The organism is Paenibacillus cucumis (ex Kampfer et al. 2016), assembly GCF_019748695.1.
In the GTDB taxonomy this organism is placed as follows: domain Bacteria; phylum Bacillota; class Bacilli; order Paenibacillales; family Paenibacillaceae; genus Paenibacillus; species Paenibacillus polysaccharolyticus.
Window position 1 is genome coordinate 1 of record NZ_JACLIC010000043.1, and the last position, 25,875, is coordinate 25,875.

The 25,875-nt window shown below is 47.2% G+C and carries 21 protein-coding genes; 17 read left to right on the forward strand and 4 right to left on the reverse strand.

Annotation, left to right across the window (positions count from 1 at the left end; genetic code table 11):
- A partial coding sequence (locus tag H7T88_RS29215; RefSeq protein WP_221790743.1) for an IS3 family transposase occupies positions 1–153 on the forward strand: 153 nt, incomplete at its 5' end.
- A gap of 413 nt (positions 154–566) precedes the next feature.
- Here H7T88_RS29215 and H7T88_RS23960 read toward each other — a convergent pair.
- The gene (locus H7T88_RS23960; RefSeq protein WP_154890702.1) at positions 567–2,336 is read right to left on the reverse strand and encodes a methyl-accepting chemotaxis protein; all 1,770 of its coding nucleotides are present in this window, start codon (positions 2,334–2,336) and stop codon (positions 567–569) included.
- A gap of 612 nt (positions 2,337–2,948) precedes the next feature.
- Here H7T88_RS23960 and H7T88_RS23965 point away from each other — a divergent pair.
- From H7T88_RS23965 to H7T88_RS23980, 4 genes are all read left to right on the forward strand, one after another.
- A complete protein-coding gene (locus H7T88_RS23965) occupies positions 2,949–4,637 on the forward strand; it encodes a methyl-accepting chemotaxis protein (protein ID WP_221790721.1) in 1,689 nt (562 codons plus the stop codon).
- Positions 4,638–4,784: 147 nt separating this feature from the next.
- Positions 4,785–5,255, forward strand: coding sequence for a hypothetical protein (locus H7T88_RS23970; RefSeq protein ID WP_221790723.1), 471 nt, complete (start codon positions 4,785–4,787; stop codon positions 5,253–5,255).
- A 124-nt stretch (positions 5,256–5,379) separates the two neighbouring features.
- Positions 5,380–6,594 carry a sensor histidine kinase gene (locus H7T88_RS23975; protein ID WP_221790725.1) on the forward strand — a complete coding sequence of 405 codons (1,215 nt, stop codon included), beginning with the start codon at positions 5,380–5,382 and terminating at the stop codon, positions 6,592–6,594.
- Positions 6,591–7,328 (forward strand): response regulator, encoded by a 738-nt coding sequence (locus tag H7T88_RS23980; RefSeq protein ID WP_154890706.1) that lies wholly within the window; start codon positions 6,591–6,593, stop codon positions 7,326–7,328. The genes H7T88_RS23975 and H7T88_RS23980 overlap by 4 nt, the downstream gene beginning before the upstream one ends.
- Positions 7,329–7,812: 484 nt before the next feature.
- Here the strand turns inward: H7T88_RS23980 and H7T88_RS23985 are convergent, their stop codons facing one another.
- Positions 7,813–8,013: a cold-shock protein gene (locus tag H7T88_RS23985; RefSeq protein ID WP_090917732.1), complete on the reverse strand. Its 201-nt coding sequence runs from the start codon at positions 8,011–8,013 to the stop codon at positions 7,813–7,815.
- A 369-nt stretch (positions 8,014–8,382) separates the two neighbouring features.
- On the opposite strand from H7T88_RS23985, the gene H7T88_RS23990 reads away from it, so the two are divergent.
- From H7T88_RS23990 to H7T88_RS24020, 7 genes are all read left to right on the forward strand, one after another.
- Positions 8,383–9,993: a response regulator gene (locus H7T88_RS23990; RefSeq protein ID WP_221790727.1), complete on the forward strand. Its 1,611-nt coding sequence runs from the start codon at positions 8,383–8,385 to the stop codon at positions 9,991–9,993.
- Positions 9,990–11,813 carry a cache domain-containing sensor histidine kinase gene (locus tag H7T88_RS23995; RefSeq protein ID WP_423246157.1) on the forward strand — a complete coding sequence of 608 codons (1,824 nt, stop codon included), beginning with the start codon at positions 9,990–9,992 and terminating at the stop codon, positions 11,811–11,813. Before H7T88_RS23990 ends, H7T88_RS23995 begins: the two co-directional genes overlap by 4 nt.
- Positions 11,800–13,005: a substrate-binding domain-containing protein gene (locus tag H7T88_RS24000; protein WP_221790729.1), complete on the forward strand. Its 1,206-nt coding sequence runs from the start codon at positions 11,800–11,802 to the stop codon at positions 13,003–13,005. Before H7T88_RS23995 ends, H7T88_RS24000 begins: the two co-directional genes overlap by 14 nt.
- 388 nt (positions 13,006–13,393) lie before the next feature.
- The gene (locus tag H7T88_RS24005) at positions 13,394–14,470 is read left to right on the forward strand and encodes a galactose ABC transporter substrate-binding protein (RefSeq protein WP_154890709.1); all 1,077 of its coding nucleotides are present in this window, start codon (positions 13,394–13,396) and stop codon (positions 14,468–14,470) included.
- 75 nt (positions 14,471–14,545) lie between these two features.
- Positions 14,546–16,069, forward strand: coding sequence for a sugar ABC transporter ATP-binding protein (locus H7T88_RS24010; protein WP_221790731.1), 1,524 nt, complete (start codon positions 14,546–14,548; stop codon positions 16,067–16,069).
- The gene (mglC, locus tag H7T88_RS24015; protein WP_154890711.1) at positions 16,066–17,085 is read left to right on the forward strand and encodes a galactose/methyl galactoside ABC transporter permease MglC; all 1,020 of its coding nucleotides are present in this window, start codon (positions 16,066–16,068) and stop codon (positions 17,083–17,085) included. Before H7T88_RS24010 ends, mglC begins: the two co-directional genes overlap by 4 nt.
- Before the next feature lie 325 nt (positions 17,086–17,410).
- Complete coding sequence (locus H7T88_RS24020) at positions 17,411–18,973, forward strand: ATP-binding protein (protein ID WP_260511108.1); 1,563 nt, start codon at positions 17,411–17,413, stop codon at positions 18,971–18,973.
- Between the two features lie 161 nt (positions 18,974–19,134).
- On the opposite strand, the gene H7T88_RS24025 is transcribed toward H7T88_RS24020, so the two are convergent.
- Complete coding sequence (locus H7T88_RS24025) at positions 19,135–20,289, reverse strand: DUF418 domain-containing protein (protein ID WP_221790733.1); 1,155 nt, start codon at positions 20,287–20,289, stop codon at positions 19,135–19,137.
- Between the two features lie 268 nt (positions 20,290–20,557).
- Here H7T88_RS24025 and H7T88_RS24030 point away from each other — a divergent pair, with 268 nt between their 5' ends.
- From H7T88_RS24030 to H7T88_RS24050, 5 genes are all read left to right on the forward strand, one after another.
- Positions 20,558–21,532, forward strand: coding sequence for a helveticin J family class III bacteriocin (locus H7T88_RS24030; protein ID WP_154890927.1), 975 nt, complete (start codon positions 20,558–20,560; stop codon positions 21,530–21,532).
- Positions 21,533–21,749: 217 nt separating this feature from the next.
- On the forward strand, positions 21,750–22,658 hold the full coding sequence (locus tag H7T88_RS24035) for an NUDIX hydrolase (RefSeq protein WP_154890713.1): 909 nt from the start codon (positions 21,750–21,752) through the stop codon (positions 22,656–22,658).
- Positions 22,659–22,742: 84 nt separating this feature from the next.
- On the forward strand, positions 22,743–23,228 hold the full coding sequence (gene ybiA, locus H7T88_RS24040; RefSeq protein ID WP_154959808.1) for a riboflavin biosynthesis intermediates N-glycosidase: 486 nt from the start codon (positions 22,743–22,745) through the stop codon (positions 23,226–23,228).
- Positions 23,221–24,159 carry a TIGR02452 family protein gene (locus tag H7T88_RS24045; protein WP_221790735.1) on the forward strand — a complete coding sequence of 313 codons (939 nt, stop codon included), beginning with the start codon at positions 23,221–23,223 and terminating at the stop codon, positions 24,157–24,159. Before ybiA ends, H7T88_RS24045 begins: the two co-directional genes overlap by 8 nt.
- 59 nt (positions 24,160–24,218) lie before the next feature.
- On the forward strand, positions 24,219–24,641 hold the full coding sequence (locus tag H7T88_RS24050) for a macro domain-containing protein (protein ID WP_221790737.1): 423 nt from the start codon (positions 24,219–24,221) through the stop codon (positions 24,639–24,641).
- Between the two features lie 208 nt (positions 24,642–24,849).
- Here H7T88_RS24050 and H7T88_RS24055 read toward each other — a convergent pair whose 3' ends face one another.
- Positions 24,850–25,821, reverse strand: coding sequence for an iron-hydroxamate ABC transporter substrate-binding protein (locus tag H7T88_RS24055; protein WP_221790749.1), 972 nt, complete (start codon positions 25,819–25,821; stop codon positions 24,850–24,852).
- Positions 25,822–25,875 lie beyond the last annotated feature (54 nt).

The window sequence follows — 25,875 nt, forward strand, 5'->3', positions numbered from 1 at the left end:
GAAAGCTACGAAGAAGCCTTTTCCGAGGTAGATCGATACATCCGTTATTACAACAAAGACCGTATTCACGGCAGTCTACACGACTGGTCGCCGACAGATTACCTGCGCCTGGTCAACGAAGGAACCATAGAACCCAAATCCATTGCGTTATGATGCGTCAATCTGAGAAAAAGCTAGCTAGTGTCCAATATTAAGGGGTTGAACCGCCACAGATGTTATTTGGAAGAAATACAGCAGAAAACGTCGGAAAACAAGGTGTTTGGAACAAATAAGGTTTCTGGTGATCGTTAGAATTCTATGAAGCAAAAAATCAGGCAAATAGCGTCTCCTGAGATCGTTAGAATTAACATCAATCAGAGCAAGCTAAAAAACCAAGGCATGAGTGCACAAACACTCATGCCTTGGTTGATGGTACTTCTATGGCGCATACCGCCTATGATCAGTACTTGGTGATTGCCTGCAATTCCTCACAATTTCTGCGGGTTCTTATGCAATACAATTCACAACGACCGCATAATCTGTACTTCTCTCCTCCGCGGTATGCCTGCCAAGCCAAACTTCTCAGCTTACGCTTCTTTTACCTTAAAGAACGAGATGAGTTCTTGCAATTGCTCGGATACTTCAGCTAATTCGTCGGATGCGCTGACGATGGCAGCCATGGAAGTTTCCTGTTCGGCGATGGAGTTCTCGATGAGTTTGCTGCTACTTGCTGCTTTGCTGACACTTGCAGACAGTTCGTCTGCCGTTGCGGACATTTCTTGTGTGCTTGCCGAGATTTCCTCGGTGGAGCTGGAGATATCCTGAATCTGGTTCGCTACTTTGTTGGTAGCGGTCAAGATATCTTCGAAGAAAACTCCCGTTTTCCGTGTAACGTTGAGGCCTTTTTGTACTTCTTCCGAACCCCGTTCCATTGCGTCTGCCGATTGTCCGATATCTCGCTGAATCTCATCGATCAACACACGAATCTGGGTTGCAGATTCTTGGGACTGCTCAGCCAGTTTACGTACTTCTCCAGCCACGACTGCGAAGCCTCGGCCTTCCTCCCCAACGCGTGCCGCTTCGATGGAAGCATTCAGGGCGAGCAGGTTGGTCTGTCCAGCGATATCCGTAATGATTCCGACAATGCTACTGATCTCATTGGAACGGTTCTCTAGAGATTGAATCGACGCATAAGTGTTCTGGACCGCACTTGAGATCAGGCCCATCTGGTCGATAACCTGTTGCATAATTTCATGTCCGTTGTTCGAGCGTTGCTCCATGCTGAGCGCTTCATCGGCAACTTCAGCCGAGCTTCCGGCAATGTTCTGTACTACGGTAGACATCTCGGTCATAGCGCGTGCACTTTCTACAGTTGCTTTGTCCTGAGAGACGAGACCTGTTGAGATTTCACGGATGTTGGTGCTGATCGATTGAATATTATCGTTGTTTTTCGCCGAAATATCCAGTAGTTCTTTCGACGAATTCGAGAGATGACGAGATGTATTTTTTACCTTGAACAGAGTCGTGTTGAAACGCTCGATCATCTCATTGAACTTGTCGTTAATGACTCCGAGATCATCTCGTCCTGTCCGAATCGTAACGTTCAGATTACCTGTGCTTACTTCCTCAATGCCTTGCATGAGGTCACGAATCGGGCGCATGGTTTTCTTCAGCATAATAAATTGCAGTACCATGAACAGAATCAGGAAACCGACCAGATACATCAGTCCGTACAACAGTAATTTATTCAGCCCATTGGGAACGGCACTTGCATCAACATCAAAGTACAGTGCTGCGTAGATGGAGCCGTCAGCCTTTTTGATTGGATACATCAGTGTTGTCCATGTTCCGAAATCATCGGTATAAAAATCACTAAACGCAGGTGCGCCGGTTGCATTCATATCATCGAGACCATGCTCAATCTGAGGAGATAACGGATAGTTTGTACCGGGCAGATACTTATCTTTCTCAAACGGTTCAACCAGACTGGTTGGAATCGCATAAATCGGAGCACTCTTTTCTTGATCCAGCTGTGAACCGAAAATGTAAGCTTGCGCGATATTGGGATTAAAGGTGTGGATGGAATCTAGATATTCCTTAAGCTTACTCTGATATGTATCGGAATAACTCTTCTCGGATGTGGCCTGTTCAACCTGACTTGTGTCCAGATCCTGAGACCATTTCAAGGTCGTAATCTCGGCTTGATCTTGCAATTGCTTGATTAATATACTTTTTTGCAACTGATAAGCTGCGGTGATCAGAATAATTCCAATCAGAGCGATGCTCCCGAATGAAATGATCAGATTTTTGGCGAAAAATGGAATGGTGCTCCAGCGAAGCTTTTTAAACAAGGTCATTCACTCCTCCTGTAAAATTAAAAAGGACTTCACCTGGACGTCGTATACGCTAGTGTTGCATTGCTTTCATGATGGATAGACATCTCCAATTACGATGAGATTTTCAATGTCGTTACAGATAAGAAGACTATAGTTGCTAATTATATTGTGTTTGTTCTTCACGTATATGAACTCCAGGTAAGTTCTACTCCTCAGTTATATCGTTATTTCGACATATTAATGTTAGATTTTTCAAACAAAATAGGACTTATGGACTGGAACTTTTGGATTATCTTCGTATTTTACGTAAGAAGTGTCATATTGTTATGAGTGTTCTCTCCTGATTTGAATTACGAAAATTTTATTTTCTAAACAAAGAGTTATCTGCACTTTTAGGACATGTGGCATGGAATCATCACTGCTAATCTCCCAGCCCCATGCATCTTTTGACACAATTACGGAGAATGCGTAAACGACTAGTTAATATTTCAGAAAAAAATGTGATAAAGGTCACAGTCAGGTTATAAAAAATGTGTATGTCACCGCCGATAAGTCTATATGTGAAATCTCTAAGCAGAACCCAATCTGTCAGAGATCAAGACAATTTAATCGTGAAAAGGGTGGCTCACACACATGCGTAGCATGAGTATTGGTACTAAAATCAGTTTGATCGTGATTGGTATTTTCATTTTGTTTTCCTCGGCCGTAGCGGTCAGCGTTGTGATGGAGATGCGAAATGGCATTAAGACCTTCGCTACCGAAAAGGCGAAACGGGACCTCGAGATGGCGAATCACATTTTGTCATACAAATACCCGGGAGACTGGGCCATTAAAGATGGACAGTTGTACAAAGGCGGTGCATTGCTGGAAGAAAATTTTGATCTGGTGGACGAAATCGGCAATGCGTCAGGGGATACCGTGACCCTTTTTCGCGGAGATGAACGAATCGCTACGAATGTAATGGTTGACGGGAAACGCGCCATAGGTACGAAGGTGTCCGAACAGGTGGCACAGACTGTTTTGCAGAAGGGTGAAAAGTATTTCGGGGAAGCTGTTGTTGTCGGACAGAAGACTCAAACTGCTTATGAACCCATTAAAAACGCATCAGGAGAGATCATCGGTATTTTCTATGTGGGTGCTTCCCAATCATTAATTGATGTGATTATCTCTTCGTTTCTTCGAACCTTTCTGATCGTCGTTGGTATTGCGATGTTGATTGCCATTGTGTTGATCGTTTGGTACGTCCGCAGGGTGAGAGCCAGAATTAACCGGGTATCTCTTGCCATTAAACGTGCAGGAACGGGAGACTTCACACATCCAGTGGTCGATCATGTTAGAGATGAGATTGGCATGCTAAGTGCCGGTTACAATGAAATGAGAAGTAGCTTGCAGGGCATTATTCAAGGCGGTCTGGACGCAGCGGATAAAGCAGGTCATTCCACGGGATTGCTGCTACAGATTGCGGAGCAGACCGCAAGTGTGTCAGAACAGATTGCTGTCTCTGTGGAACAGGTCGCGCGAGGGGCCGTAAGTCAGACTGTAAGTACGGACGAGAATCTGCAAGCGATGGAAGAGGTGGCTATCGGCGTACAGCGTATAGCAGATAGAGCTTCCAGCATTGCAGATGCAGCAGTGTACTCACGGGAGCAAGCGGACACTGGAGGACAAGCGGTACAGCTAACGGTGGAACAGATGGCAGCCATTGAAGCTTCCGTCAGTGCGACGGATGAAGTGATTCGTATGCTGGAGGAGAAGTCTGCTCAGATCGGTCAGATGGTATCTGCTATTCATGACATTGCAGGCCAGACGAATCTGCTCGCGCTTAATGCTTCCATCGAGGCTGCAAGAGCGGGAGAGCAAGGTAGAGGTTTTGCCGTGGTATCTACCGAAGTGCGGAAGCTGGCTGAACAGGCTGGACAATCGTCGAGCCAGATTGAAGCGCTTGTCGGAGCGATGGAACAGGACATGTTGCATTCCTTGGCAGCGATGGCCAAAGTGAAGCAAGAAGTAAGCGAGGGTTTGCGACTTACAAAAGAAACCGAACAGAGCTTTACCCAGATTCGGGATACGAACCTGCGCATTGCAACAGAGATCGAAGATATGGCGGCGACCAGTGAAGAGATGTCGGCAGGTGTAGAGCAGATTGTGGCATCGGTGAACGAGATTGCACGTCATGCACAGACGGCCAGCACCAATTCTCAACATGCCGCCGGGTCTGCACAAGAGCAACTCAAATCTGTGGAGCAGATCAAGGAGTCCGCAGCGATGCTGTCTGACGTTTCGGCTGAACTGCAAGCATCCCTGAAACCTTTTAAGATATAACATGTAGCCTAGGCTTCTCCATAATCTTTCAACACGATCCACCTACAGATTGAAGTGAAATTGCATCAAGTCCACCTGCGGGTGGACTTTTATTTACTTTGGGCTGGTTATACTGTTCCTAGATGGAGCGGTAAGAAGAGACGTAATATGAAAGAAAGTGAGGAATGTAAGATGTTGAATATGGTGATTACAGGTTTGATTATTGTATTGTTATCGATGAGGGAAAAAGAGGTTAAGCTTGATCGCATGTGGATGCTGCCTGTGATTGTTGCGGTTGTAATCTTTTTCAATATATCTCAAGTACCTCTTACAGGGCTGACGTTGCTTTTTTATATTATGTTTCTGGTCATTGGTTGCGGTATAGGCTTGTGGCGTGCCTGGATGGAACGGTTGCGGGTGGATGCGTTGACTGGCAAAGTGATGTCTAAAGGTTCCATGGGCACAGCTATTGTACTTATCATCATTATGCTGGTTAAGCATTACATCAGTACACTGGATGTACATCACAGTGTGGTTGCTCTGAGCAGTGCATTGCTATTTATACCGCTCGGAAGTATTGCTGCTCGTCGGTTTATCATTTATTATCGGGTTCGTCACATGCAAGCTGCCAAGGTATAGTTTTCAACGTATAGTCAAGAAATTAAACTGGAATCCTTACGAGGAGTCATCTGATCAGGCTCGCTGGATCCAAAGTGATGCGAAAGGGAAACTTATGCAGAATCAAATGGTCACGTTGGATAACATGCGAAAATTTATAGCTGATCACACAGGGGATATGATTCTCAGTCTGTTGCTACTGTATAATCTGGTCAGCCCAATGGAATCATTCACCTGGCTCGGTTTGTGTGCAGGTCTCGTTATCCGTTTACCTTACTTTGTACTGGTCTGGACACCGAACTGGCTAAAAAAAGATCGGATTCGTACGATCATGATTGGTTTAACCTGGGCGGCTACGCTTCTCTATGCGGCATTGTTCCATGCAGAGTATCGTATTTTTGAGCTTACCTTTTATCTCATCGGATATGCTGCGTTGAATCTGCCTGTATTCCGTTCCTGGTGGCTGGGGTTAATCATTCTCGTGGGTAACGGGCTATTATTGTATGCTGCCGGAGTGGAGTTACATCTGATTTGGTTATATACGATGGCTTATATTGTTACGTACATTTTCTGCTGGGGAGCATGGATCAAACGGGAGAGCAGGAGAGAGAGCGAGCGTCATTATGCCGAATTACAGGCTGTACATGACGAATTGAGCCAGGCACATGATGAGCTTCAGCATACGCATGAAGAACTGGAGCGGGCAACCGTGCGTTTAATGCACTATGCGGTGCTTGAAGAGCGGGGACGAATATCGATGGATTTGCACGATAGTATCGGGAATCGTCTGACATCGGCTATTGTGCAACTTCAAGCTATTCCATATATGATGAAGGTGGACGCGACTGAAGCGGATAAAGCCATTGGCACCGTGCTGGATGTGGTGCGGCATAGCTTGCAGGAAGTGCGGACGGTGGCTCATCAGATGGGGAGCAGCGAAGCTGGGCTTGGGCTGGTTGCGCTGAACAGTCTGGTCAGTGAAGTACAGAAGCTAACCGATTGTTCCATTGAACTGCGCTACGCTGGGCCAAAGGAAGCATGGTCACAGGAGACGTCCGAACTACTGTACCGGATTCTACAGGAGGCGTTATCGAACATTATTCGTCATGCCCAAGCTACCCAAGTAAGCGTACATATCAAGGAACAGGAAGAGGATCTGTTCATGCAGGTAGAGGATAACGGCGTATTCATCCAGCAACAACTGCTTGTACCTGGTTTTGGTTTATCCAGTATGAAAGCAAGGTGTGAGAGGGTTGGAGGATCCATGACCATCGAAGCGATCCATCCGCACGGGATGAAGCTGACTGTCTGCATTCCGCATGGTGGCATAAAATCGACTTCAGGAGGTGGTGAGCTATGACAGAGAAATCAACCATTCGTGTGCTTCTAGTGGATGACCAGCATCTGGTCAGGCATGGGTTGCGTTTTATTATTAATGCCCAGCAAGATATGGAAGTGGTTGGTGAGGCAGGGAGTGGACATGAGGCGGTGAGGCTTGCGGCAGAGTTAAACCCCCACGTCGTGTTTATGGATGTGCAGATGGAGGACGGGGACGGACTGGAAGCCACACAGGCTTTACTGGATTTGCAGCCCGAATGCAAGGTCGTCATCTTAACGACGTTTGATCAAGAAGATTATGTATATCAGGGAATACGTGCCGGGGCCGTAGGTTATCTGCTGAAGGACGCCGCGCCGGAAGAACTGATTGATGCGGTCAGGGCGGCTTATCGCGGTGAAGCGATCTACAGAACCGCTGTTGCCGCGAAGGTGATCGGAATAGCAGTACGGTCACCCGGAACACCGGCCCAGGATGAAAAAAAAGCCAAAGAAGCCAAAGAAGCCAAAGAAGCTGTGAATTCAACCTTCGGACAGGAAACGAGAGAGCTCGCATCGCTCGCAGATGCCTTCACGGGACGTGAACTTGAAGTGTTACAACAGATGGCTTACGGTCTAAGGAATGAAGAGATTGCCCGAAAGTTGTTCATTGGCGAGAGCACCGTAAAGACGCATGTGCATCGCATTTTGCAGAAAATTCAGGTGGAGGATCGCACGCAGGCAGTGGTTTTTGCAATTCGAAACGGTTATGTAAAATAAGCATACAGATGTAGGACTACAAATAAAATAGAAATAGGCCCTGTACCGTTCAAGCGGTTCAGGGCCTTCTGCTTTTGTCGGATAGGTTGCTGTCTTTTCGTGGTTAACGTTCGGCCTTGTAATTCGTGTGATCCGTGTGTTTGGATGGATCAGCCGCACGCGCAGGACGTGAGTGAGCTTCGGTACGTTCAGTGCTCGTTTGCTGAGGCGAGTAGAAGTTAATGATGTCGTCAACCGTGGAAAATACAACGTGTTCACTGGATTTATAATGATCTGTTGGAATAAAAACCTCTTTTCTGTGATGGATATAAGTGTAAGGAAGGTGCTTATACGGATACTCCGATGACAGAATAACCTTTCTGTCCTCTCCGTTATTGTATAAACAGAAAATCCAAACTTATATAGGAATTGGTATTAACAAACAACAAAAAGTAAGTGTCGGTGGGCATAAATAAAGGGCTGCCGGAGGCAGCCCTCGTATCAATTACAGTTTAGTAACGTTCTCCGCTTGTGGACCACGGTTACCTTGAGTTACTTCGAACTCTACACGTTGACCTTCGTCTAACGTTTTGTAACCATCACCTTGAATCGCGCTGAAGTGAACGAATACGTCTGTTCCTTCTTCAGTTTCGATGAAGCCAAATCCTTTGTCTGCGTTGAACCATTTTACTGTACCTGTTTGCATGTGATTCCTCCAAAAATAATAAGTTTTGTACGACCATTGGTATGAGCTGCATTCAATAATTAATGCTCATTCGGTGGTTAGACCGTAGACGTTCTGTCCACTAATGTATCGACCTATATCATCATAACACGCGTACCAATATAAGTCAATTTTTGAATGTATTTTCTAAAAAAAAGAGCGCCCATAGAAGCGAAATCCCTTGCCAGACGGGATAAAATGATTCATCGGTAGATCATATTTTCTCACCAAAAAGAAAGCGATTACATGAATTGAATTTTATTGTATATTATGTTGGAAACCTTGCGCTTTATGATATCGGTTAAAGACCGTGCATATTCGTTCGTTAGAGAAAAAGGGAGGAAGCATATCATGTACCGGGTTCTGCTCGTGGATGATGAGGAAGATGTTCGTGAAGGGTTGGTTGTCGAGGTGGATTGGGAGGCACTGGATCTACGCATTGTGGGTCTGGCCGAGAATGGCCGTGAGGCTCTGGAGATGGCAGAGAGGATAGAACCCGACATCGTGATTACTGACATCAGCATGCCGTTTATGGATGGATTGGAGCTGGCACGAAGATTAAGAGAGCGAAATCCACTAGTGAAGGTCGTTATTTTAACGGGATATGATGAATTTGATTACGCTCGGCAGGCGGTATCGCTTAGTGTGGATGAATATTTGTTGAAGCCCTTCTCGGCTGGACATCTTACCGAACTGCTCACCAGATTGCGCGCCCAGATGGAGGCAGAGATTGCGGAACGTGAAGACGTACAGCAGCTACGAGAACACTATCGCACCAGTTTGCCTTTATTACAGGCAGATTTGATTGCAACGTTGTTACATCGCCAGAAATCATCAGCATATATACTAAGCCGGGCAAGCCAGTGCGGACTGGAACTGGGAGGTAAACGTTATGGCGTATCGATCCTTACATTGCATCCGACCGAAGATCCGGAATTGAAGCTGTTTGCAGCGCTGAATATTGCGGCAGAGGTGTGGGCAGATCACAAGGCAGGCTATGCCTTTATGCATCAAGAGACGGTTGTATTGCTCTACGTGGAACCGCTGAACGGAATAGAAGGGAAGGCGGAAAACCCCCAACAGCATGCACTGGAAAATGTAGTGCGAAGCATCCGTCACTATTTGCGTGTGCCTGTAACGATTGGATCGAGCAGGCTTGTGGACACCTTGCCCGATGTGAAACATGCCTATGAGGATGCTTTGCTGGCACTGGATTACCGACTTGTGCCAGGGACGGATTCCTTGATCTACATTGGGGACGTGGAGCGGCAGGCCGCAGGCAAGCTACGTTTTGATGAATTGAAACAACAGACGTTAACCCGCTGTTTGAAGGCGGGAACGCAGGCAGAGCTGGAGCAAGGGCTACAGCTCATTTTCCGGGAAATTACGGTGGACCACGGGCGCAGTGATATTCAGTTGTATTTGATCGAAGTATTAACTACCGTTTGGAAGGCCGCACAGGCTTCGGGTGAAGAGATGGAGGATATATTCGGTGCCGGGTTCCAGCTGTATACGGATCTGTTTCGACTTCCGGGTCTGTCCGAGGCACAGCATAAGGTGAGTGAAGTCTGTCTGCTTGTACAACAGCGAATCTCCAGCGGACGTCAGCATGTATACAAAGATATTGTGGAGCAGGCGCTCACGTTTACGAAGAAACATTATGCCGATCCGGATCTGTCCATTCAGAAGGTATGCGCGCATCTACATATCAGCTCCGGTTATTTTTGCAGCATTTTCAAAAAAGAAGTACAGCTTACCTTCCTGCAATATCTGATGCAGATTCGAATGGATGAAGCCAGGGAACTGCTTCGCTCTACGGAGCTGAAGTCGTTTCAGATTGCCGAGAAGGTGGGCTTTGCCGAGCCGAATTATTTCAGCTTTTGTTTTAAAAAGCATACTGGCGTCTCGCCCAAAGAGTATCGGAAACAGGCCATTACGACCCCAGAAGGTTCCCTTCAATGAACTGGAGCGCGTTAACCGCACGAATCGAGTCTATTGTGATGAAGCTCCGCTTGGTTGTACGTTCGTCCAAGGTCAGCAGTATTCGTTCTATTATTACGTGGTCTTTCTCCATCTTCATTGTGCTGGTACTCACCGTTATGGCGATATTACTACATGACAAATTCACCCAGGCTGCGGAGCGCAGTGCAGAATTGTCGACCAGACAGATCGTGGATCAGGTCAGTTATAACCTGGAGGATTACGTGCGCAGCATGTCCCATCTGTATCGTGCCATTGAGGAACATATGCTACGGGACGGTACATGGGAAGGGGAACAGGTGGACAAACAGCTGGATACATTGCTCAGCAGCCGGGAAGATATCATTTCCATTACACTGCTCGATGCCGACGGACAGTTGCTCAAGAACAGGCCGGCTGCCGAACTGAAGCGCAGTGCTCACGTCACTCAACAAGGATGGTTTCAATCGGCCCTACGTGTACCTAATCATCTAAGCTTTTCCTTGCCTCATATTCAAAATATGTATGCCGGACCCTATCAATGGGTCGTTTCCATGAGTAAGGGCATTACCATCCAACAACAGGGTCAGAAGAAGCAAGTCATCCTGCTGGTCGATATCAATTTCAAACAAATGGACGAACTGAGCAGCCGGGTCAGCCTGGGGCAACGGGGTTACGTCTATATTATTGATGAGAGTGCTGGCAATATTGTGTATCATCCACAGCAGCAACTCATGTATATGGGACTGAAAAAAGAAAACATTGAGCAGGCTCTCGTGGCTACGGGGAGTTACGAAGATGAGGCGGATGGGCAGAAAAGGCTGAATACCGTCAAATCGGTGGCCAATATCGGTTGGAAAATTGTCGGTGTGGCGTATCTGGATGAAATCATGACAACACGTCAGGAAGTGAACGGATACCTGATTCGTGTGCTGGTTGTTGTGCTGGTGCTTGTCATTGTGGTATCCCTGTTTCTCTCTTCGAGTCTGACACGTCCAATCCGGCGGATGGAACGGAAGATGAAGGCGGTGGAACGAGGGGATTTCAACGTGGAGCTGCCCATAACGGGACCGCTTGAGGTCGAGCGCCTGGCGCGTAGGTTCAACCTGATGGTGAACAAAATCCGTAACCTCATGGATGAGATCATTCATGAACAGGAGCAGAAACGCCGTCTGGAGCTGGAGGCGCTGCAAGCTCAGATTAATCCGCATTTTCTGTATAATACGCTGAATTCGGTTGTACGCATGGTGGGCATGAGCCGTAATGATGAAGTAATCACGATGATTACGTCACTCTCCCGATTATTTCGCATCAGTCTCAGCCAAGGTAAAACGATCATTACCGTCCGCGAAGAATTGGAGCACGCCCGTCATTACCTGACCATTCAGCAGATGCGTTTCAAACACAAGTTTACTTTCAATATTCATGCGGATGAGCAGGTGCTGGACTGCCTGACACTGAAGCTCATTCTACAGCCGCTCATTGAAAACGCCATCGTGCACGGTATCGAGTATCACATGGACGAGGGAAGTATCGAGGTGCATGTGCAACGTGAAGAGCAGATTCTGGTATTTCGCATTACAGATAACGGTGTAGGCATGTCGGAGGAACAGATGGCGGGATTGCTCAACGGCCGTCCGGTAGTGAAGAGCGGAGCGGGTTCCGGTGTCGCTGTACGCAATGTGCATGATCGCATCAGGCACTACTATGGTGAGGGATATGGTCTGGAATTTGCAAGTGAGCTGGAGGAAGGCACTACGGTATGGATTCGGATTCCTGTTCAGGAGGAACAGAAGGAGGACGGGATGAATGATGGACGATAGCCTAATCAGTAGCAAAACCACTGGTGAAACCAGCAGCAAAATGAATAACCAGAACAAGAGCACATGCCGTGTATTGGCCAAAAAAAGCCAGGCCACTCTTCCCGGTTCCCCGGGATTATGGCTATTCAAAGCCTTGTGCCAGGCAGCTGCAGCCTGCTGCCTGTTAATCTGTGCCGCCTGCGGCATGGCAGGAGCGGATCAACCGGCGTCGCCACAGCGCATAGCGCTGATTACGCCTGCGGGCACGGGGGAGCTCGCCGAAGCGATCCGCCTGGGAGCTGAGGCAGCCGCCAAAGAGCGCGGCGCACAGCTCATCACCGTTGAAGCGTATCCCGTGGACTCCGCTTCACACACCTCAACTAATGCGGACTATGCAATAAGTCCGCCACCTGTAGCAACACCAGCCACGGCAAATCGGGATTATACCCGCAGTGAGCGTGAACAAGCCCAGGTCCAGGCAGCTGAACTCGCATTGAAACAAGGGGCAACCGCACTGCTGGTTGATCCGTTAAGTAAAGATGTTCTTGGCGAAATCATTCGGGAGGCAGAGACGGTGAGAACAGATGGAGGTATCGTACCTGTTATTGTGTTGAACGATGAGTTCCCCGTCAAAGGCATTACCAGTGTCATCTCCATGGATAATCTTGAGGCAGGACGTCAAGCCGGGCAGGCCATGGCTGAATTACTGGAAGGCCATGGCCTTATTGCTTTAGTAGGCCCGGATCCGCTAAGCGCAGGCCTGGTTCTGAGGGAACAAGGGATTGAGGAAGCGTTGCAGCAATACCCGGGCATCAACCTCATTCCCAAATCCGTATGCAACAACAGGGATGCGTGCTGGCAAACAGTCAAGCAACTACTGGATCAGCATGAGCTGACCGGAATCATTGCCCTGCAAGAGCCGGCATCGCTCGGAGCGGCAGATGAACTGCATCGTCGCAAGGATGGAAGGCAGATCAGCATTGTTGGGTTCGGCAGCGAGCAACAGCAGTTAGAACAGTTGCAGGAAGGCGTTTTTCAACGATTGATTGTGCAGAATGGGTACAGTGCTGGCTACCTGGGGCTTAATCAGGCACTTGCCAAACTGAAGCGGGAGCATGTTCAGACAAGGGTCATCCTGGAAACCAAGGTCGTTAGCACAGACAATATGTTCTGGATGGATAATCAAAAGCTCTTATTTCCGTTTGTTCAATGAATATAATTCTCCTGATTCATGTGAATTTGCTATATAAGTTGAACTGTTTATTTTACACATTAACGGAGAGGACAGAAAAAAACTGGAAAAGCGAAGCGCTCGCCTAAAAGCTTTCTGAAAGAAAGCTACATCGGAAGCATATGCTTATCACCTGATTTTTCCCTATGAAAAAGGGAATCGAAAAAATCTGGGGATAACCGCTACTCTCCAGTTTATTCTGTCATCGGAGTGGACCGTGTAAAAAACTTTTAGTTCAACTTATATAGAATAGATGAACTGATGAGGATTTCGATAGAACAGATGAAGATATTGTATTCGAAAACAATGTAAACCCTTTCATAATAAAGACATCGGTAAAGCCGAATGAACTTGGGGGAGGTCATGAAGAATGAAAAAGAAAACGTGGATGACATTATTGCTTACGGTGTGCATGGCTGTGGCGGCAGGGTGCAGCAACGGAGGAGACAGCGCTGGTGGGAACGGAAGCGCGGGAACAGACAGTGGCACGAAGGCGGAAGCCGGAACGCAAACGGAAAACCCGAAAATTGGCGTTGCCATCTATAAGTTTGACGATACGTTTATGACAGGAGTAAGGAACGCAATGACTGCAGCGGCGGAGGGCGTAGCTACCCTTGATATTGTAGACAGTCAGAATGCGCAGCCGACACAGAACGAGAAGGTCGACCTGTTTGTATCCAAGAAATACAATGCCATGGCGGTGAATCCGGTAGACCGGACCGCAGCAGGTGTCATTATCGACAAGGCGAAAGCGGCTAATATTCCGGTAGTATTCCTGAACCGTGAGCCTGTAGCAGAGGACATGAACAAGTGGGATAAAGTGTATTATGTCGGTGCGAAAGCGGAAGAGTCCGGTACAATTTCTGGTCAGTTGATCGTGGATTACTGGAAAGCACATCCGGAAGCTGATAAAAACGGCGATGGCAAGCTGCAATATGTCATGCTAAAAGGTGAACCGGGTCATCAGGATGCCGAGCTACGCACCAAATATTCGGTTCAAGCCATACAGGATGCCGGCATTGAAGTTGAAGCACTGGCCGAAGATACGGCGATGTGGGATCGGGTAAAAGGCCAAGAGAAAATGCAGGCATTCCTTGCTTCGCATGGCGACAAAATCGAAGCGGTACTGGCAAACAATGATGACATGGCACTTGGTGCGATTGAAGCATTGAAAGCAGCGGGTTACTTCAAGGATGGCAAAACGATGCCTGTCGTAGGTGTGGATGCTACAGCTCCAGCAATTCAGGCGTTGCAGGATGGTACCATGCTGGGCACCGTGCTGAATGATGCCAAAAATCAGGGAGCGGCAACGGTTGCGCTGGCGGCTGTTCTTGCCAAAGGCGAGACACCAACCAAAGAAAATACCAAATTTGATATTACAGACGGGAAATATGTCTGGATTGCTTACAAAAAAATTACGAAAGACAACATTGCCGACGCCCAATAATAGTAGCAGAGAGGGACGTATGTCATCTTGGCAGCGTCCTTTTTTTGCCGGTCAGATGAAAGGGGAAGATAGAAGATGCAGTCACCTTATCTGCTGGAGATGAAGGGGATTTCCAAAGCATTCCCCGGCGTGCAGGCGCTCAGTGAAGTCACACTGAAGGTGAAGCCGGGAACCGTTCATGCGTTGATGGGCGAGAACGGGGCGGGAAAGTCAACCTTGATGAAATGTTTGTTTGGGATGTATCGTCCCGATGCAGGCACAGTGCGCATCGAAGGCAAGGATGTAGAAATACCGAATTCGAAGGCCGCATTACAGCAGGGTATATCCATGATTCATCAGGAGTTGAATCCGGTTCCGCACCGTCCGGTGATGGAAAATATATGGTTGGGACGTTTCCCGATGAAGGGGCTTCTGGTGGATGAGAAACGGATGTATGCCGATACGCTGGCACTGTTTCAGGATTTGAATCTGGATATTGATCCGAAGGCACTTGCTGGAACGTTGTCTGTGTCCAAAATTCAATCCATGGAAATTGCCAAAGCGGTATCGTTTCACTCCAAAGTGATTGTGATGGATGAACCGACCTCATCCCTTACGGGTAAAGAAGTGGAGCAATTGTTTACGATCATCAATAAGTTGCGAAGCCGCGGCGTGTCCATCATCTACATCTCACACAAGATGGAGGAAATTTTAACGATCTCGGATGAAGTGACTATTATGCGAGATGGAGTTGTTGTAGGCACTTGGGATGCTGCGGATCTGACGACAGACCTGATCATTACACGTATGGTTGGACGTGATTTAAGTGAACGATTCCCGGAAAGGCTTAATGTCCCTGGTGAAGTCATTCTTCAAGCAGAGGGTCTGACGTCGAATCAGCCGAATTCGTTCCGGGATGTTTCGTTTCATCTGCGCAAAGGCGAGGTACTTGGCATTGGCGGTTTGGTAGGTGCGCAGCGGACGGAACTGATGGAATCCTTATTTGGACTGCGAGGACTGGCTTCCGGTACGATTACCATTCATGGTCGCAAGGTGAAGATTAACTCGCCCGCTGCCGCCAAGCGTCATAACATAGCACTATTAACCGAAGAGCGACGAGTGACCGGGATATTCCCCGTGTTATCCGTTTATGAGAATACGATTATCGCAAGCCTTGGTCGTTACCGAAATCGTCTGGGTTTGCTGGACGAGAAGAAGGGACGGGAAGAGGCACGGGAACAGACGCAAAAGTTCAGAACTAAAACGCCTTCAGTTAACACGCTCATTCGGAACTTGTCTGGAGGCAATCAGCAGAAGGTACTGCTGGCTCGCTGGCTCTTGACTGACCCTGAGATTCTGTTGCTGGATGAGCCCACACGCGGAATTGATGTTGGAGCCAAGTTCGAAATCTATACGATCATTACGGAACTGGCTCGGCAAGGCAAAAGCATTATCATGATCAGCTCCGAGATGCCTGAATTGTTAGGGATGTCAGATCGCATTATGGTCATGAGCGAAGGACGCCTCACCGGTATTGTGGACGGAGCCGAGGCGACAGAACAGCACATTATGAGGCTGGCCGCGCAGCAGCGGATGGCTGGTCAGGAGGAACACAAATGAATACAACCCTTGTTCATCAAGTGAAGCAATATGTGGCTCAGCGTGCGATTTTTATTGTACTGATCCTGCTTGTTATCGGTATCGCCATTGCCGATCCGAACTTTCTCGCATTTTCCACCCTGCGAGATATTTTACAACAATCTTCCACTCGCGCGATTATCGCACTGGGTGCGGCGTTCATCCTGGTGACGGGAGGCGTCGATCTGTCGGCTGGACGCGTAGTTGGTCTGACAGCAGTGGTATCGGCATCGATGTTACAGATTGATACGTATGCCAATCGCTTTTTCCCGGATCTGCCGCAATTATGGGTGGGCTTGCCGATCGTAATCGGCATCATAGCAGGGTTGCTCGTTGGTTTAGTAAATGGCCTTATCGTTGCCAAGCTACATGTCCCCCCTTTTATTGCCACACTGGGTACGATGGTCGCTGTTTATGGTCTGAACTCGATCTACTTCGATACAGAACCCAACCAGTCGCAACCCATCGGAGGGCTTAGACCGGATTTCACGACAATAGGATCAGGTTATATTGATCTGGGTGGAGGCTATTCGATCCCCTACATCGTGCTCATCGCCATTGGAGTAGCACTGATCTGCTGGGTTGTTTTCAACAAAACCCGTCTGGGTAAAAATATGTATGCCATCGGCGGAAACATTCAGGCCGCTCACGTATCCGGTATTCACGTCGCTCGAAACCTGATTGCGTTGTACGCGATTGCTGGGGCGCTTTATGGACTGGGCGGAGTACTGGAAGCGGCTCGTACCGGCGGAGCAACGAACAACTACGGTAATATGTACGAACTGGATGCCATTGCTGCATGTGTTGTTGGCGGGGTGTCTACGGCTGGAGGAATCGGAACTGTACCCGGTGTGATGGCAGGCGTGCTGATCTTTGGCGTCATTAACTACGGTCTCACCTTCATCGGGGTAAGTCCTTACTGGCAACTGATTATTAAAGGGTTGATTATTGTTGCAGCTGTAGCGTTTGATATTCGAAAATATATGGCTAAGAAATAATAGGAGATCCGCTTATTCTTCCAGAACAAGTTACCTAATATGGAAAAACAACAAAGAAGCCAGCCCTCATCCCTCGAGAGCTGGCTTTGAATAGTTTATGATGAATTTTGCGTTGCGAGATACGTACGGAAATATTAATGTGCACATTTTTACATTTCAATGCATTCATATGTCCTGTTGTTTGTGAAAATTATATATTCTTGCGAATTTTAACATCTTCCAATAATCGACAACATCGGCTAATCATAATCGATATAATATTTGTGTATATGTTTGAAAGTGTGACTTTTGTCTAAGGGGGCGAGGCTATTTGCTAAGTTACACAATGAAGATGGTAATTTTCCCAATAGGTTGTCTGCTTGTCATGGTATCCTCTACTGTACTGGGACAAGCATCGCATCCAACCTTGATGATCGTCACAGGCATTCTGCTAATTATCAGCATATGGGCGGAACGGCGTTATCCATTTTTAACATGGATTCAATGGTTAATCCTTGGTGCATTTCATTATTTCAGTCAATTAAACTGGTGTAATCTGCTCTATTATATGCTCATCATTTCAATGATTCAGGACAAGCAGAGAATGGTACAGACCTTGCCGATTTCGCTGCTGCTTATGCTCCAGTATACGATCATCAGGTTGTCATATGTTCCGATAGAACCATACAGTTTGCTGGTGTCATTATTTGATTTGCTGACCGCGGTAGTGGTTATTTGGCTATATCATACTTTAATGAACAGTGAGTCTGAACAACGGAAACTTCGGGAAAAAAATCGGTTTCTTACCCTTCATGATCCGCTTACGGGATTGTTAAATTATGAAGGATACATGCAGGTGCTTCATAAGACGTTGGAGGAAGAACGATCCTTCCTCTTGATTCTTTTGAATGTTAATAATTTTAGTGGTTACAAAAAAGGATCAGATGATCCCTGGTGTGCAGTCATTACGGGTATCGGACAAAAGATCACGAACCAGTTCCCCGAAGCTTATGGCATATCGAGGTATGCTGGTGACAGGTTTGCCATTGTGTTGCCGCAAATACCTTATATCGAAGAACGGATATCTTCCTTGTTGTCTAATCAGCTACAGGGATTGCAAGTAAGTTATAGCATATCGCGTTATCCGAGGTTATCACAGACCTTGCAACAATTCATGACCATTGCGGAAGATCAACTGATCGAGCAACAGCGTAGTCAATGGATTAAAAATGAAGAGGAAGTGTTCCGTTCCGAAAGACTGCGTGCTGTAGGTGAGCTTGCTGCAGGGATGGCCCATGAGATCCGTAATCCACTCACCGCCATCCGAGGATTTTTGCAACTGTCACGTGGGCAATCCTTTAATATCGCACCGTGGTATGAAGTTATTATGAGTGAGGTCACCAGAGTCACCGATTTAACGGGAGAATTTTTACAATTTTCCAAACCTCAAGCCCATCATATGAAACCGGAGAAGCTGGCACATTGTCTGGAGCGTGTTATGTCTTTGACCGAATCGGATGCGGCTTCCAGAGGACATCGGATTACCCTTCATGTGCGGGATGAGTCGGTTTGTGTGAACATGGATCGGGATAAAATTGTACAAGTTCTAATCAATCTGATTCGTAATGCTTTTGAAGCGATGTCAGACCCCGGAGAGGTACATATCGATATGATACAGGAAGGGGATAACGTGTTGATCTCCATAGCGGATACGGGGAGCGGGATTCCCGAGCGTTCGTTAACCGCGATTTTCAACCCGTTTTTCACAACAAAAGAGGAGGGAACGGGATTGGGGCTAGCACTTTGCCAAAAAATTGTTCAGGACCATAACGGTAGTATTACCGTTTCCAGTGAAATGGGGGAAGGTTCCACGTTCACCTTGTGTTTGCCTGTGGAATCGGGCGAATAGTTAGTGTTGTGTGTCAGACCAGCGCAAAAAGGGGGGATAAGGCGTGCTGGGTTGTTTAGCAGTATGGAATAAACAAGGGCTATCCTACGAACTCCATCGGTCATTGATTACGATCAATCATCGATGGAGTTCCGGGATGCCCTTATTTGCGCGAAACGCATTTATACAGATGTGTCTTGAGACGTACTTCCGGGTTTGGGAGAAGGGGAGATCGACAACCTGCGCCACAACCATTCGATTGGACCTAGTGGATATTTGCGTAGCCAGAGGTGTGAGAATAGCATTAATAACACACAAATGCCAAGCCATATCAGCAAAATAAATAGAGAAGATGGGCGTCCGCCCAGACCGAGTCCCCATCCATAGAAGAGCACAGAGGCGATGATATTCTGTACGATATAACAACTCAGCGCCATCTTGCCAATTTCACCGAAACGCTCGAACAGCTTGGGGAAAAGACCTTTTTCCAATCCATAAGCAATAATTCCGAGATAACCGAGGGTCAGTACTGGCGCGCTGATATAGCGTACCCAAACATCCATAATTCCACCGGGAACAAGCAACAGCAGATTTAGAGGAATACCTGCCGCAAGCCCGATCATCATCAGTTTACGGCGCTTACGGCGTCCGGACTCGTCGTTAGAAAATACTCCCGTTCTCATAAGCAGTGCTCCTAGTAGAAAGAGAAAAACATTCAGTGGGATGATAGCTATCGATTCTGCACGGAAAAAACCAAAGTTATGCAACCGGAACAGCACTTGTTCCCACCACGTTCCAGAAGCGTACAGTTGTGTAAGAGTATCCATACCGTTGAAGGATGAACCGGATTCAAATGCCAGCAAGGCTGTAATTCCCGTAACGCCGATCACATGTATGCCTCCTGCAATCACCATCATCGTTAGCATAAAGCGCCTGGAGCGGTGAATAATCAGCGAAACAATCATGCCAGTAATGGCATAACTCATCAATACGTCATATTCCATTACCAAAATATAGTGCAATAGTCCGTCCAGCAGCAGAAGTGCACATGACCAGATATAGACACCGGGCCATGCGTAGCCTTCACGAGCTGCTTTTTGGCGTTTCAATTCCATGCCGGCTCCGAATAGCAAAGTGAGCATACCAAGAAATTTTCCATTCACCAAGATGAGCATGATCGTCTGCATCAGGCGATCTCCTGAACTCCACCACGGCTCAAGCACGTTACCGAATACCAGGTTCAGATCACCAAGGTAAGCAAAAATCCAGATGTTGGTTCCCAAGGTGCCAATAATTGCAAAACCCCTAAGAATATCGAGTAGGGCAATTCGTTTCATGAAGTCCTCCTTTTTTTGGTACATATGAATTAAAAACAATATAACACAAATGTACTAAAAAGAATTATTCAATTTTAAAGGAAATTAGGTTCTTGGAGAAGTAGTAGTTTCGTGATGTGCAATTTATGATTCGTAATTTGGAAAATATGGTACTATCTATTGAATGCGGTATCGTCTCAGAGACCACCTAACATATCCGATGTATTCCATACTTAATGAAAAAGGAGGCACCTGTGTGATTAAAAAACAATCTCTCAACCTTGCAACAATGAAGTGGAAAACGATCGTAGCCGCTTTTCTGGCAGTAATGCTATTTATGATGTCTGTGGTCCCGGCTATTGCAGCTTCTCCAGGAAAAACCGTAAATGCTTCAGCAAAACTGGCTTATAACCTCAAAGGACTCAAATTTAACCGGGTGGTGCAGAAGGCTTATATAGCAGACAAATACGTATACGTAACGCAGCGGGTGAATACGACATGTCAACTATCCAGACTACTAATCAAAGGCAATAATGCCGAATACGTGGATCATATGACGATTACGAACAGCGGGCATTGCCAGACGCTGGATATGTATACGTACAACGGAGCGAACTATTTTTATTTTAGCTCCAAAGCGGATTCATCATCTGATAACGTCTGGTCACTTCAAGTAGCTAGACTTCAATATGCTGCTGGCAAAACTGTAGATTATACCGACCTTCATCGGTTTACTTATATGAACTATGCGAATAAAAAGGGTACGAAACAGGGAACGACATACCGAGTGGATGGCGGTGGCAACAGCAACTACACCGTGTTCAGAATTCAAACGAGGGAAGGCGGAAAGTCCAACACGGATAAGGTAGTCTGGTCTGTGTATGATACGGCTGCATTAAACAGGTTGCTTGATCAAAACAAGCAGGTTCGCATGGACAGCCCTGCGGCAATTAAGGCGGCTGTTTCCAGTTTCACGCAGTCGGGCAGCGGAATAATTCGGCCAAATGGGTCATTCCAAGGAGTAGACTTGCTCGGTAAGACTCAAATATTTACATCCGGCGGGGCCGAAGGAGATACACCTCAGATTGCTAAAATTTCCAGTTCAGGCGTGTATCAGTCTCTTGTAAAAATAACGAATGTCGGAAAACACGAAATCGAGGGTGTACAAAACAAGAACGGGAACGTCTACTTTCTGATTGTTGCCGATCCAGGAAATAAATCCAGTGGGCAGAAAATATACTACGTTCCGGATAGCGTGTTTTAAGAAAGATTAGGTGGGTCTCTGAGACTGCACCGCGTTATAAATTCTATGGAATATTAAACGGGTGTGTTAACCGCCACCTTTGCTATGAAAGTGTAGAGCAAAGGTGGCGGCTTTTTGGCTTTATGGAAGATTTGACCTGCTCCCTACGAGTATGCTACATTGTTATTAACGAATTGTTAATAACATATTGTTAATAACAGGATGAGGTGTATGAACCATGTCTCATGGAGACAAAGCGTTTGATCCAGTCAACATTAGCGAGGAAGAGTTTTTAAAAACCTATGATGCCGGAGAATACGAACGTCCCTCGGTTACTGTGGATATGCTCGTATTTACGATTCGAAGCGGAGAACAGGAAAATTACCGTAAGCTGGCGGAACCGGAGCTTGGTTTACTGCTGATTCGCAGGGGAGGTCACCCCTACCTGGGGCAATGGGCACTGCCAGGGGGATTTGTCTCCATGGATGAATCACTGGAGGATGCTGCCCGTCGGGAATTGCATACGGAGACAGGACTGGACGGTATCTATCTGGAACAGCTGTATACATGGGGAGATGTAGGCCGCGATCCGCGCACACGGGTCATTAGTTGCTCTTATATGGCTCTGGTGGACAGCAGTGAACTGGAGCTTCAGGCGGGTGATGATGCCAGCGACGCAAGCTGGTTCCGGGTAGAGCAGAAACTCATTGAAGAGAAACGTCATATTCATGAACGCGGCCGGGTAACAGGGCGCAGATTGCAGCTTATTTTGAGCAATGAAACAGAACAGTTGTCAGCCACTGTGGAGACCACAGAGCAGGTAGAAGGGCGAGTGCGGAACAGCAAGTTGAGTTTGGTGGATGTTCAAGGGATCGCATTCGACCATGCCCAAATTATTCATTACGCGCTGGAGCGGCTACGTTCCAAGATTGAATATACGGATATCGCGTTTAATCTGATGCCGGAGAAATTCACGTTAACGGCGTTGCAGAAAGTGTATGAGATTATTAGCGGCAGAAAACTGTTGGCAGCTGCATTTCGGCGCAAAATGGCAGACTGGGTGATTGAAACGGGGGAATATACAAGCAGTGCGGGTCATCGGCCATCCCGGCTGTACCGATTAAATCCGGAGAGAGAAGTACTGTAGTTGGAGTTAGTCATGAGTAGAAATAGTTCAATCCGAAGGATGTAAGCAATCGTTTGGAATGGAACGAAGTAAGAGGTGATATGTATGGAAAAGTTTACGTTTTTCTGGCAGACAGCATCGCCGTTCTCCCAGTGGTTTAAGGCTGATTTTACGGTGGACGGGGTTCAGTATACAAGTGCAGAGCAATATATGATGCATCAGAAAGCACTGCTCTTTGGCGATCAACAGATTGCGGATAAAATCATGAAGACCCGTTCGGCTTCGGTGCAAAAAAAGCTGGGGCGCCAGGTCACAGGTTTCGACCAGACCATATGGGAAAGCGAGTGCCAGCGCATTGTCTATGAAGGCAATCAGGCAAAATTTACACAGAACGAGGATTTACTGGCGGCTTTGCTCGCCACCCAAGGCACAACACTTGTAGAGGCAAGCCCGGATGATCGGATCTGGGGTGTGGGGCTGGCGGAGGAAGATCCGCGTATTCGTAACCGAAAAACATGGCGAGGAACGAACTGGCTAGGTGAGATTCTTACTCGTCTGAGAGAAGAGATAGGAAGGGATCGACATGAGTAACTTCGATAAACCAAACAAACACAACAACATCAGTAATTCAAATAATACGACCACCGGGTCTCGTAATTCTAACGTATCAACAGATAAGACTGGCGTTAGCTCCCGTTCCGGACGCTCACGTATAGCGCATCAAACGCTGGAGATTCTGGAGGAAGGGGTGTATGTAAACGGATATGATCGTGCTGTTCATATCAAGAAAGACATGGAGCAAGCCATTCAAAATTCAGTTCTCTATAGGCCCTCGGAGCTTTCTCAACTAGGGGAGAAATTGCGCAAAGGAGGAAACCCGGCCCGGATGGAAGTAACCGGTGAAACGACGCTGGCAGCAGCAGCGCGTCTAACCTTAGAGGAAGGCAGAACGGATGTAGTTTGTCTGAATTTTGCATCGGCCAAAAATCCGGGTGGTGGTTTCCTTGGTGGAAGTCAGGCTCAGGAGGAAAGCTTGGCACGGGCAACAGGGCTATATCCATGTATTGCCCAGATGACAGAGATGTATGAGTACAATCGCAAGCAACGTACGTGCCTCTATTCAGACCATATGATCTATTCTCCAGATGTTCCCGTGATCCGTGACGACTACGACCGATTGCTGGATCAATATTACACAACGGCCTTTATAACCGCTCCAGCGGTAAATGCAGGTGTAGTCAAAGAGCGGAAGGAAGCAACAGATGCAGAGATCAAGTCGGTCATGAAGCAACGCATTCGATATATATTGGAGGTTGCCGCTGTACAAGGTCATAGAACGATCGTACTTGGGGCCTTTGGCTGTGGTGTGTTCCGGAATGAACCGGCACAGGTGGCATCGTATTTTGCCGAGGTTTTGGATGAAGAAGGAAACAGGGACTACTTTGATCACATCGTATTTGCCATATATGACCGGAGTGCAGGACAGCGAACGTTGGAGACCTTCAAGCGTCTGCTAGCATGAGTGTGAGCAGGTGAAGCAGGAGAAAGCACGGACGTCATGTCATAGAAAGGGGAACTAACATGCAATTTCATGAACGACAGCAGGATTTGTTTGAACTAGAGGATCACTATGCGCTGGCACACTGCATATCCGCCGATGCGAGAATGGGTAAAGGAATTGCGGTGCAATTCAGAGAGCGGTTTGATCTACGGACACTTCAGGAGCAAGCGAAGCTGGAGCCGCTGGAGATTGGGCGATGTTATCCGGTTGGAAGGACGCTAAACCTAGTAACCAAAGCCAAATTTTCGAATAAACCTACGTATTCATCATTAACCCAGGCGGTTGAGTCTATGCGGGATGTCTGCTTAGAACAGGGAATTACTGGGCTGGCTATGCCCCGAATCGGTTGCGGGTTGGACAGATTGAAGTGGGAGAAGGTCAGCGTAATTATTCAGAATACGTTTGCGGAGATGGATATCGAGATCGTTGTATGTACCGTATGATGGAGTACAATCGGTATGTTGTATCTAAAATAAAAAACCTCAGCTGGGTAAGGAAGCGTGCGAGTTACGGGGAGTAAGACTATTACGAAGTCTGATCCCTGTATTCATTAAGCTTGGAGCATGATCCATATGCTCTGTGCTCTCGCAATCGCGCTTCCGTTACCGAAGCGAGGTTTTTTGTTGTTTTTATGAATAGGCGAAGCTGGGTTTATTTTTTGGAAAACATCTCTTTCGCTTCATCCATAGCCATCTTGTTCCCGATGGAAGAGTAATCAAGCCAAGGCTGTGCCCCGATCGGGTACACATGACCTGCTTTGACCGCTTTCAGCCCTTGCCAGATCGGATTGCTTTGAAGCTCCTTGAACATCGTTTGGGCTTCATCATCCGAGTTAACCACGACAAAGATCGCATCGGCATCATAGTCTGGCAACACTTCACGGGATACGACCTGATATGGCTTGGAGGTATCCATGTCTTTGATGCCTTTGGCTGGAGTCAGTCCGAGATCATCGTACAAAATAGGGCCCATAGGACGGCGTGTGCTGAATACGCGTAATTCCTTGGCTGTGACACGAATAGCCATGACAGTGCCGTCACCGATCTGATCATGAATCAGTGATTGGACTTCTTTTGTTTCTGTCTCATAGTCCTGAATATACTGCTCCGCTTCTTTCTCGCGATTTACCAGTTTGCCAATCTCTTTCAGGTGATCCCGCCATGTGCCGTTGTCCAGATTGAACACATGTACAGGTGCAATTTTTTCGAATTTGGCCACATCGTCACCGGAGAATTCCTCATCTAGATAGATGACATCCGGTTTAAGTGCAAGCAGTGCTTCCATATCAGGGTCCTTGACCGGGCCAAGTGGCGTTGTATCTTTCAGGCGATCAGCCACATGGGACAGGAAACCTTTTGCTTCCCCGCCGATGACAGAACCGACAGGCGTGATCCCGAGGGAAAGCAAATCATTGGTCAGGTGGATGGACATGGAAGCGATACGTGGTGCACCTGAAGCAGCAGTGCTATTTGAATCGTCTGCGGAGGTGTTTGTGTTAGAGTTGCTTGTGTTAGCATTGGTGTTTGAATCGTTCGCGCCCGATGTGGACGTCTTGGCCGTTCCACAGGCTGCAAGTACCAGCACCAAACTGATCGTTAGCATAAGCATAAGATTTTTCTTCAACATAAACATAATTCGCGTTCTCCTTAAACATCTCATGGATGAAATTCATATTTT